Origin of the sequence: Amycolatopsis kentuckyensis (assembly GCF_002155975.1) — a bacterium.
GTDB lineage: Bacteria > Actinomycetota > Actinomycetes > Mycobacteriales > Pseudonocardiaceae > Amycolatopsis > Amycolatopsis kentuckyensis.
This window is the reverse complement of sequence record NZ_MUMI01000168.1, coordinates 1-9,790: the sequence shown is the minus strand read 5'-3', so window position 1 is coordinate 9,790 and position 9,790 is coordinate 1. Positions and strand designations below refer to the sequence as shown.

General features: G+C 72.7%; 9 protein-coding genes. 6 read left to right on the top strand and 3 right to left on the bottom strand.

What is annotated here, in order from left to right:
• On the bottom strand, positions 1 to 663 hold a 663-nt coding region (locus CCN39_RS17095; protein ID WP_143264061.1), incomplete at its 3' end, for a GAF domain-containing protein.
• Between the two features lie 98 nt (positions 664 to 761).
• Here CCN39_RS17095 and adh point away from each other — a divergent pair.
• Entirely contained in the window at positions 762 to 2,285 is a 1,524-nt protein-coding gene (gene adh / locus CCN39_RS17090; RefSeq protein ID WP_086843132.1) for an aldehyde dehydrogenase, read from the top strand.
• A gap of 16 nt (positions 2,286 to 2,301) precedes the next feature.
• Here the strand turns inward: adh and CCN39_RS17085 are convergent, their stop codons facing one another.
• The gene (locus tag CCN39_RS17085) at positions 2,302 to 3,558 is read right to left on the bottom strand and encodes an MFS transporter (protein ID WP_086843131.1); all 1,257 of its coding nucleotides are present in this window, start codon (positions 3,556 to 3,558) and stop codon (positions 2,302 to 2,304) included.
• On the bottom strand, positions 3,555 to 4,925 hold the full coding sequence (locus CCN39_RS17080) for a M20 family metallopeptidase (RefSeq protein WP_167455109.1): 1,371 nt from the start codon (positions 4,923 to 4,925) through the stop codon (positions 3,555 to 3,557). The genes CCN39_RS17085 and CCN39_RS17080 overlap by 4 nt, the downstream gene beginning before the upstream one ends.
• 104 nt (positions 4,926 to 5,029) lie before the next feature.
• On the opposite strand from CCN39_RS17080, the gene CCN39_RS17075 reads away from it, so the two are divergent.
• The 5 genes from CCN39_RS17075 to CCN39_RS17055 form a co-directional block, all read left to right on the top strand.
• Positions 5,030 to 5,944, top strand: coding sequence for a LysR family transcriptional regulator (locus CCN39_RS17075; RefSeq protein WP_086843129.1), 915 nt, complete (start codon positions 5,030 to 5,032; stop codon positions 5,942 to 5,944).
• A gap of 26 nt (positions 5,945 to 5,970) precedes the next feature.
• Complete coding sequence (locus CCN39_RS17070) at positions 5,971 to 6,654, top strand: MOSC domain-containing protein (protein WP_086843134.1); 684 nt, start codon at positions 5,971 to 5,973, stop codon at positions 6,652 to 6,654.
• The gene (locus tag CCN39_RS17065; RefSeq protein WP_086843127.1) at positions 6,644 to 7,246 is read left to right on the top strand and encodes a TetR/AcrR family transcriptional regulator; all 603 of its coding nucleotides are present in this window, start codon (positions 6,644 to 6,646) and stop codon (positions 7,244 to 7,246) included. Before CCN39_RS17070 ends, CCN39_RS17065 begins: the two co-directional genes overlap by 11 nt.
• Before the next feature lie 108 nt (positions 7,247 to 7,354).
• Complete coding sequence (locus CCN39_RS17060) at positions 7,355 to 7,828, top strand: hypothetical protein (protein ID WP_086843126.1); 474 nt, start codon at positions 7,355 to 7,357, stop codon at positions 7,826 to 7,828.
• Between the two features lie 111 nt (positions 7,829 to 7,939).
• A partial coding sequence (locus CCN39_RS17055; protein ID WP_208630251.1) for an ALF repeat-containing protein occupies positions 7,940 to 9,790 on the top strand: 1,851 nt, incomplete at its 3' end.

Sequence of the window (9,790 nt, the reverse complement as noted above, 5' to 3'; positions counted from 1 at the left end):
CAGCTGCGCGCGCAGCTGGCCTTCCGCGAGCTGCGCCGTCGCCGTGACCAGGGAAAGCATGGCCGGGTGCACCGTGCGCAGCGGGCCGCTGACGTCGATCGAGCCCAGCAGCACGCCGGTCTCGGGGTCGCGCACCGGCGCCGCCGCGCACGTCCAGGTGTGGTAGCGGCGGACCAGGTGCTCGGCCGAGTAGATCTGCACCGGTTCGCCGGTGGCCAGGGCCGTGCCCATGGCGTTGGTGCCGATCGCTGCTTCGCTCCACCGGGTGCCCTCGGTGAGGCCGACGCGGTCGCCGCGCAGGAGCTGGCCCGCCGCCCCCTCGCGCCAAAGGATCAGGCCGTCGGCGTCGGTGACGATCATCAGGTGCTCGGCGTCGTCGGCGATGCTCACCAGCATCTGCCGCAGCACCGGCAGCACGGGCGCCAGGGGATGGGCTTCGCGCAGCGCGGAGAGGGCGGCCGCGTCGTGGACGAACGGGGCTTCGCCGTCGTCCGGGTCGATGCGGGCGGCGAGCGAGCGGCTCCACGAGTCGGACACCACCGAGCGTGGCGACCGCGGGCCCGGCACGCCGGCCAGCACCGCCTCGCGGACGTGCCGCAGGAGCCGCGCGTACGACTCCGGGTCGCGCAGCAGCTCGGGTTCCGGCGCCTCTGCCACGTTCACCAGCGTAGATACCGGGCCGACCGCGGTGCAACGCGCTTGCAACGTTGCCGGACCTACCGTCGCCGCAACCCGTCACTCCGAGCAACGAGGCAGGGAAGATGGTCCAGTACGCCGCACCGAACACCGAAGGCAGCGTCGTCAGCTTCGAGTCGCGCTACGACCACTACATCGGCGGCGAGTACGTGCCGCCGGCGAGCGGCCGGTACTTCGAGAACCCGACGCCCGTCACCGGGAAGACGTTCTGCGAGATCGCCCGCGGCACCGCCGACGACGTCGAGAAGGCGCTCGACGCGGCCCACGGCGCGGCGCCGGCGTGGGGCCGGACCTCGATCGAGGAACGTGCGAACACCCTCCTCAAGATCGCCGACCGGATGGAACAGCACCTCGAGGCGATCGCGGTCGCCGAGTCGTGGGAGAACGGCAAGCCGGTCCGCGAGACGCTCGCCGCCGACATCCCGCTGGCCATCGACCACTTCCGCTACTTCGCCGGCGCCCTGCGCGCGCAGGAGGGCGGCATCTCGCAGATCGACGAGGACACCGTCGCCTACCACTTCCACGAGCCGCTCGGCGTGGTCGGGCAGATCATCCCGTGGAACTTCCCGATCCTGATGGCGGTCTGGAAGCTCGCCCCGGCACTGGCCGCGGGCAACGCCGTCGTGCTCAAGCCGGCCGAGCAGACCCCGGCCTCGATCCACGTGCTGATGTCGATCATCGGCGACCTGCTCCCGCCGGGTGTGGTCAACATCGTCAACGGCTTCGGCATCGAGGCGGGCAAGCCCCTCGCGTCCAGCAACCGCGTCCGCAAGATCGCCTTCACCGGCGAGACCGGCACCGGGCGGCTGATCCTGCAGTACGCCAGCGAAAACATCATCCCGGTGACGGTCGAGCTCGGCGGCAAGAGCCCGAACATCTTCTTCGACGACGTGGCGGCGGCCAACGACGCCTTCTACGACAAGGCCCAGGAGGGCTTCGCGCTCTTCGCGTTGAACCAGGGCGAGGTCTGCACCTGCCCGTCGCGGGCGCTGATCCAGTCCGGCATCTACGACCGCTTCCTCGGCGACGCCGTCGAGCGGGTCCGCAAGATCAAGCAGGGCCACCCGCTCGACACCGAGACGATGATCGGCGCGCAGGCGTCGAACGACCAGCTCGAAAAGATCCTGTCCTACATCGACGTCGGCAAGCAGGAGGGCGCCGAGATCCGCACCGGCGGCGCGCGTTCCGACCTCGGCGGCGAGCTGTCGGGCGGGTACTACGTCGAGCCGACGGTGTTCGCCGGTGACAACAAGATGCGGATCTTCCAGGAGGAGATCTTCGGCCCGGTGGTCTCGGTGACGAAGTTCGACGACTACGCCGACGCGCTGAAGATCGCCAACGACACGCTGTACGGCTTGGGTGCGGGCGTCTGGTCGCGGAACGGGAACGTGGCGTACCGGGCGGGCCGCGACATCCAGGCGGGGCGGGTCTGGGTGAACAACTACCACGCGTACCCGGCGCACGCGGCCTTCGGCGGGTACAAGGCGTCGGGCATCGGCCGGGAGACGCACAAGATGATGCTCGATCACTACCAGCAGACGAAGAACCTGCTGGTGTCCTATTCGGACCAGGCGCTCGGCTTCTTCTGACCGGGCGGGTCGTCGCTCACCGGATCCCCCGCTTCCGGTGGGCGACGACCAGCGCCGCGACGCTCAGGCAGGCCGTCAGCACGAGGTAGTACCCCGGCGAGACCGGCGACCCGGTCGTGGCGATCAGCGCCGCCGCGATCGTCGGGGTGAAGCCGCCGAAGATCCCGACCGTCGCGTTGTAGCCGAACGACAGGCCCGTCGCCCTGGTCCGCGCCGGGAACGCGTCGGCCATCACCGACGGCAGCGCCCCGAAGTACGCCGCCTTCAGCAGGCCCAGGATCGTCATCGCGATCGTGAGCGTCAGGAACGACGGCGCCTTCGTCACCCAGAGGTACAGCGGGACCGCGCTCACCCCGATCAGCACCGCGGACCCGGCCATCAGCCGGATCCGGCCGTGGCGGTCGGCGAACCAGCCCGCCACCGGGGTGCCCAGCGTCAGGACCGCACCGGTGATCACCAGCGCCACGAACGAAAGCGAGTCGTCGAGCCCGAGGGTCTTGATCGCGAACGCCGGCAGCGACTGCAGGATGAAGTTCAGCGACGTCGACACGACCAGCGCGCCCCCGGCGATCAGGAGCCCGCCCCAGTGGTGCCGGAACAGCTCCCGGATCGGCGCCTTCTCCGTCAGCGTGACGGGCGATTCGTCGACGTGCCGGCGGATGTAGTACCCGACCGGGCCGACGAGCAGCCCGAAGACGAACGGGACCCGCCAGCCCCACGACGTCATGGCGCCGGTCGACAGTACGGCGGTCAGCCCGGCCGCGAACCCGGCCGACAGCAGAGTCGAGAAGCCCTGGCTGGCGAACTGGAAGCTGCCGAGGAAGCCCTTGCGCCGGTCGTCCTGTTCGATCAGGAACGACGTCGCCGCGCCGAATTCGCCACCCGCCGCGAAGCCCTGCAACAGCCGCGCCACGATCACGCCGAGCGGGGCGAGCACCCCGATCGTCGCGTAGCCCGGCATGACCGCGAGCAGCAGCGTGCCGAGGACCATCAGCCGGATCGTCAGGACGAGCGCCTTCTTGCGGCCGTGCCGGTCGGCGTACGCGCCGAGGACGAGGCCGCCGAGCGGGCGGACCAGGAACGTGATCCCGAAGACCGCGTACGCCTGGACCAGCTGGATGGCCGCGTTGCCGCCGGGGAAGAACGTCTTGCCGATGTACGCGGCCATCAGCGCGTACGCGGCGAGGTCGAACCACTCGAGCGCGTTGCCGATGGTCGCCGCGGCGATCGCGCGCCGGTTGGTGACCGGGCGGCGGGTCTGCGTGTCTGTCATCGCCGTTCCCCCAGCGCGTGGAACAGCGTCGCCGCGAGCACGACGCCTTCGCGGGCGACGGACGCGAGCAGGTGCTCGTCCGGCGCGTGCTGCAGGCAGCCGGGATACGAATGCGGCAGCCACAGCGTCGGCAGGCCCAGGACGTCGGTGAAGACGTGGTTGGGCAGGCCGCCGCCGAAGTTCGGCAGGAGTGCGACGGGCCTTCCGGCCACCTCGTCCAAAGTGGACTTCGCCCAGCCCACCCACGGGTCGTCGACCGGCGTGCGGCTGGCCCGGAAGTTGCCGTCGACGGTCACCGCGACCATCGGGAACCCTTGCGCGGAAAGGTGTTTCTTGATCGCCTCCGCTGTGCCGCCGACGTCGGTGCCCACGACGTACCGGAGCTGCAGCACCGCGCGGGCGCGGCCGGGGATCGCGTTGACCGGGCGGTCGACGTCGGCCGCGCCGAGGGAGAGGACTTCGAGCGTGTTCCAGCCGTAGAGCCGTTCGGCCGGGGTCAGCCGCGGGTCGCCCCAGCCCTCGTCCGGCACCGGGTCGCCGGGGGTGTTGGCGACGACGACGCCGTCGAGCGCGGCGCGGACGCTGTCCGGCAGCTCGGGCGGCAGCAGCTCGGGGACCTGGATGCGGCCGTGGCCGTCGACCAGGCTCGCGACGGCCGCGGCGAGCGTGGTCGCCGGGTTGCGCAGGATTCCGCCCCAGTTCCCGGAGTGGTAGGCGTCCGGGCGCAGGTCGACGTCGAGCGCGATCCGGACGCTGCCGCGCGCGCCGAGGAACAACGTCGGCGTTGCCGCGTCGAGGCGCGGGCCGTCGGAGGCGATGAGGACGTCGGCGCGCAGGAGGTCGCGGTGCGCTTCGGCGAACTCCGTCAGGCCCGGCGAGCCGATCTCCTCGCCGCTTTCGACCAGGAACTTCAGGTTGAAGCCCAGCGATCCCCGTTCCGCCAGCAGCAGGCGCAACGCCGTGAGGTTGACCAGGTGCTGGCCCTTGTTGTCGGCGGTGCCGCGGCCGTACCAGCGGTCGCCGTCCGCGGTCAGTGTCCACGGATCCCGCCCGTCGCTCCACGTTCCGGCCTCTCCGACGACGTCGGCGTGGCCGTAGCAGAGCAGTGTCGGCAGCTCGGGCGACTCCGTGCGGGTGCCGACCAGGAACGGCCCGCCCGCCGGGTCCGGGTTGGGGAACGTCGCCACGGCGCAGCCGAGTGCCTCCAGCATGGGCGTCAGGACGTCGTCGAGGTATGCCTTGATGGCAACGCGACCTTCGGGAGCGTCGCTCACCGTCGGGTAGCCCACGAGTGTGGCGAGTTCGGCGAAGAAGGCGCCGGAGTCGACGTGGGCCTGTGCTTTCGCGATCAGTTCGGCAGGGATCACGGGGCCTCCCGGGTCGTGTCGGGAAAGCGTAAGGTGCCGCCGGGCGCGTGACCATTGCCGTTTCGGCCGCCATGCGTTCTCATGAAGGCAAACCGGGAGGTTCGATGCGCCTGCTGCCCACCGGGCTGGCCTACTTCCTCGAGGTCGCCCGCACCGGCTCGGTGTCGGAGGCGGCCGTCGCGCTGACGGTCGCGCCGTCGGCGATCAGCCGCCAGATCACCAAGCTCGAAGCCACGATCGGCGTGCCGCTGTTCGTCCGGCACCCGCGCGGCATGATCCCGACCGACGCCGGCAACCGGCTGCTCGACCACGTCCGCCGCAGCGAGGCGGAGTCGGCGGCGCTGCTCGACGAGCTGCGCACCGGGCGCGGGCTGCAGGCCCGCTCGATCACGGTGGCGTGTTCGGAGGGGTTCGCGCGCCGGGTGGTGCCGCGCGCGATCGCGGAGTTCCGGCGTGACCACCCCGAAGTGGCCTTCCACGTCGACGTCGTGCGGCGCGACGAGGCGACGCGGCGCGTGCTCGACGGTGAGGCGGACGTCGCCGTCACCTACGCGACCGGTCCGCTGCACGGCGTGCGCGTGGAAAGTGCCGTCGTGGTGCCGGTGTACGCGATCGTGCCGGTCGGGCACGAGCTGGCCGGCCGGGCGCACGTGAGCCTGGCCGAGCTGTGCGCGTACCCGGTCGCGTTGCCGACCGCGGGGCAGAGCCTGCGCGAGCTGTTCGACATCGCCGCCCGGATCGAGAACCTGGCCGTCCGGCGGGTGCTGGAATGCGACGAACTCGCGCCGCTCTACGAGTTCGTCCGCCAGGGCGGCGGGGTCGCGCTGGTGGGCGGGCTCGGCGACGTCCACCGGGACGCCGAGGCGGAAGGCGTCGCCTACGTCCACCTCGACAACCGCGCGTTCCGCCAACGGGAAGCGCAGGTCCAGACGATGGCCGGGCGGACGCTTTCGCTGTCGGTGACCCGCTTCACCGCGATCCTGGTTTCGCTGGTCCGGCCCGCGGAACCGGGAAAGTGAACGAACGGTCGTGCTACCTTCGGCTCATGAACGTCGACGGCGTGTTTGTGGGGGAACCGAGCGTCCTGGGGTACCGGCGGGAGCGGCCGGTGCTGAGCGCGATCACGAAGGCGCGGGTCACCGCCCCGGAGCTGACCCTGACCGAGCTGAACCTCGACGGCGACCGCCAAGCCGACCTGACCGTGCACGGCGGGGTCGACAAAGCGGTCTACGTCTACCCGGCCGAGCACTACCCGGCGTGGGCCGCCGACGGCCTCGACGCTGAGCCAGGCGGCTTCGGCGAGAACGTCTCGCTGTCCGGCGTCACCGAGGACGACGTCCGGATCGGGGACGTCTGGGCCTGGGGTGACGCGCTGGTCCAGGTCTCGCAGCCGCGGCAGCCCTGCTTCAAGCTGGCCATGAAGACCGGGCGCAAGGACGTCACGCCGCTGATGATCGACAGCGGGCGCAGCGGCTGGTACCTGCGCGTCCTGCGGCCCGGCACGGTGCCGACGTCCGGCGCGATCGAGCTCGCCGAGCGCGCGGACGGGCCGACGATCACCGAGGTGTACCTGGTCTCCTTCGCCAACTACGGGCAGCTGCCGGAGGACAAGGTCGAGGCGGCGCTGGACCTCGCCGACCGCGTGCTGGCCACGCCCGCGCTCTCGGCGTCCTACCGCGACGGTGTCCAGTCCACTGTGGATCGCTGGCGGGCGCGGCGTGCCGGGTGACGGCCGGATCGCCCGCGGTGACGCGACCCGGCGCGTGGTGCTGCGCCGGGCCGTCGACGTCGCGTCGGTCGACGGGCTGGAGGGCCTGTCCCTCGGCCGGCTCGCCACCGAGCTGGAGCTGAGCAAGAGCGGGGTGTTCGCGCTGTTCGGCTCCAAGGAGGAGCTGCAGCTCGCGACGATCGACGTCGCGCTGGAGATCTTCCGCGCCCACGTCGTGACGCCGGCGCGGGCGGAGGCGCCCGGGTTGCCGCGGCTGCGCGCGGTGTGCGAGAAGTGGCTGGACTACTCGGAACAGCGCGTCTTCCCGGGGGGCTGCTTCTTCTTCAACGTCGGCGCGGAGTTCGACGCGCGCCCGGGCCGGGTGCGCGACGCGGTCGCGGCGGCGAGCGGTTCGTTCGCCGCCTTCCTCGGGGAGACCGCGGCGGAGGCCGTCGCGCTCGGGCACGTCGGCGCGGACGCCGAGGTGCTGGCGTTCGAGCTCCACGCGCTGGGCCGCGCGGCCAACGCCGACGCCGTCCTCGGCGGTGGGACCCGGCCCTACGCGCTGGCCCGGCGGGCGATCCGGGTGCGGCTCGAAGCCGCTGGGCGATAACGACCGTGCTGTCGGGTTCGCCGTTGACTTCCCCCGTGCGCCGTCCGTAAGATCGGTTTCGGATCGGGGATTCGGGCAGCCTGGCTGCCTTTTCAGGGGGATGAAACTGTGAACAAGTTCGCGCGCCCGCTTGTCGCGGGTGCTCTTTCCGCTGCCATTCTGCCATTTGTTCCCGGAATCGCCGCCGCGGACGACGTCCCGCCGCCGATCGTCGAGGAATACGACTACCCCGGTGCCGACGCGATCTACGCGCAGCACCACATCCGGCTGCTCAAGGGTGACGGGCACATCCTGTTCACCGACTGCGCCGCGAGCGGCCCGCTCGTCAAGGTGTGGAGCCGGATCGCCGAGCGCTCCTACTTCTGCTTCCGCATCACCGGGGAATCCGGCTACCTGACCATGGACGTCCCCGACGTCTTCGCGGTCACCGGCGACACCCACGAGCTCAAGGCCACCGTGGTGATCAAGGGCACCGCGACACCCACCGGTGTCGTCAAGAACACCTACACCCCGGTCGGCGAAGGCGTCGACCCGCAGAACGGGTTCACGCCGCTCGTAGAATTGCGCTCCGGGCGATCCTGAACCGGGTAGGAAATGCACCGCTGATCGGTTTTCCATCCATTCACGCGGTCCGGCCGCGCTGATTTGCGCGCGGCCGTTTCCGTGATTTCGTCGTGCCCAGGGGGAAACGACATGAAATCGTTCCGCAGATCCGTGGCCGCCGCGCTGGCCGCCGTCGGTTTCCTGTCCGGGGTGACCGTGCTGCCCGCGGCCGCCGCCGAACCGGCGCCGCCGTCCGAGCGGTACCAGGCCCTCGAACAGCTCAAGACCGGCGGTCCCGGCGTCCAGACGGCCGCCGAGCGGGCCCTCACCGGCTCCGACGCCGACGTGCACGCCTTCCTCGCCACCGGGCTCGCGGTCGCCGCCGAGCAGGACCTGCGCGTGCGCATCTCGCAGCTCGTCTCGCGGGCGGGCCCGGGCCTGCGGCGCGCCCTGCAGACCGCGGCCGGCGGGACCGTCCCGCAGATGCAGGCGTTCCTCGACAGCGGCTGGCAGCAGCCCAGCCTCGACGACCTGCGCGTACAGGTCACCCAGGCGCTGGCCGCGGGCGGCCCGGGCGTCAAGCGCGCCGCCCAGGCGGCGCTGGCCGGCACCCCCGCACAGCAGCGCGAATTCCTCATCACCGGCCGGGCGCGGGCGCAGGCCGGCGACGACCGCGTGCGCGTCACCCAGCTGATGGCGGCGGGCGGTCCCCAGGTCAAGCGGGCCGCGCAGATCGCGTTGGACGGCACCGACGAGGACGTCTCCCGCTTCCTCACCGCCGGTTACCCGGTCGCGGTCGCGCAGGACCACGAAACCCTGACCGTGGCCCAGCTCGCGGACCTCGCCACGGACGCGCAGACGCGGGCCGCGGCGCAGACGGAGACCGCGAAGGAGGCCGCCGCCCAGGCCCTGCAGGCCGCGGAGCTCGCCAAGCAGGCGGCGCAGCGGGCGGCTCAGGAGACGGAAGCGGCCCGCAACGACTCCTTGACCGCGGCCGCCGCGGCCGGCCGGGCGGCGGAGGCGGCCCGGCGTGCGGCCGACGCGGCCAGGACGGCGATCCAGGCGGCTTCCGCGGCCACCGAATCGGCGCGGATCGCCGCGAGCGCGGCGTCCCAGGCCGCCACCGCGGCCGTGCAGGCCGGCCAGGCCGCGGCCGGCGCGCGCAACGCCGCGGCCGCCGCCGCGGCCGACGCCGGTCAGGCGGACCGGGCGCGGCAGGCCGCGGTCGCCGCCCGGCAGGTCTCGTGGAACGCCCGCAAGGCCGCCGACGCCGCTCGCGGTGCGGTGGCCGCGGCCCTCGCCGCGGCCGGGGCCGCCGGCGCGGCCGCGTCGGCCGGTCAGCACGCCACCGCGGCCGGCGCCTCCGCCGACGCCGCCGGCGGGTTCGCCGAGCAGGCCGGCGCGCAGGCCGAGCGGGCCCGGCGCGCGGCCCAGCAGGCGAAGCGGCAGGCCGCCGAGGCGACCCGCGCGGCGAACGCCGCCACCGCGCTGGCGAACGAGGCGGTGGGGGCGGCCAACCAGGCCGCCGCGGCCGCGGATTCGGCCGCCGCGCACGCCGATGCGGCGGCCACCGCCGCCGAAGAAGCCGCGGCCCACGCCGGGGAAGCCGCCCACGCGGCCGAACGGGCCGAAGCTGCCGCGCGTGAAGCGGACACCGCCGCGAACGACGCGAAGACCGCGTCCGACACCGCCGCGGCCGTCGCCGAGACCGCGCGCAAGGCCGACGACGAGCGGCTGGCCCAGCAGGAAGCCCAGGAGACGGCCGAAGCCGAAGCGGCGAAGGACGCCGAAGCGGACGCCCAGGCGGACACCACCTGGACCGCCGGGGAAGAAGCCAAGCTCGACGCCGAGACCCAGCGCCTGCTCGCCGAAGCGCGCACGCCGGGCGCCGACGCGGCCGTCGTGACCCGCAACGGCCGCAAGGCCGCGGCGGGCCTGCGCAAGCTCGGCGGCCCGTTCACCCGCTCCGCCGCCGAAACGGCGCTGGTCGGGGACGACTAC

What these genes read in the sequence shown, in the direction of transcription:
- adh (WP_086843132.1), top strand. Translation starts at nt 762, where the DNA reads ATGGTCCAGTACGCCGCACCGAACACCGAAGGCAGCGTCGTCAGCTTC.
- CCN39_RS17085 (WP_086843131.1), bottom strand. Translation starts at nt 3,558, where the DNA reads ATGACAGACACGCAGACCCGCCGCCCGGTCACCAACCGGCGCGCGATC.
- CCN39_RS17075 (WP_086843129.1), top strand. Translation starts at nt 5,030, where the DNA reads ATGCGCCTGCTGCCCACCGGGCTGGCCTACTTCCTCGAGGTCGCCCGC.
- CCN39_RS17070 (WP_086843134.1), top strand. Translation starts at nt 5,971, where the DNA reads ATGAACGTCGACGGCGTGTTTGTGGGGGAACCGAGCGTCCTGGGGTAC.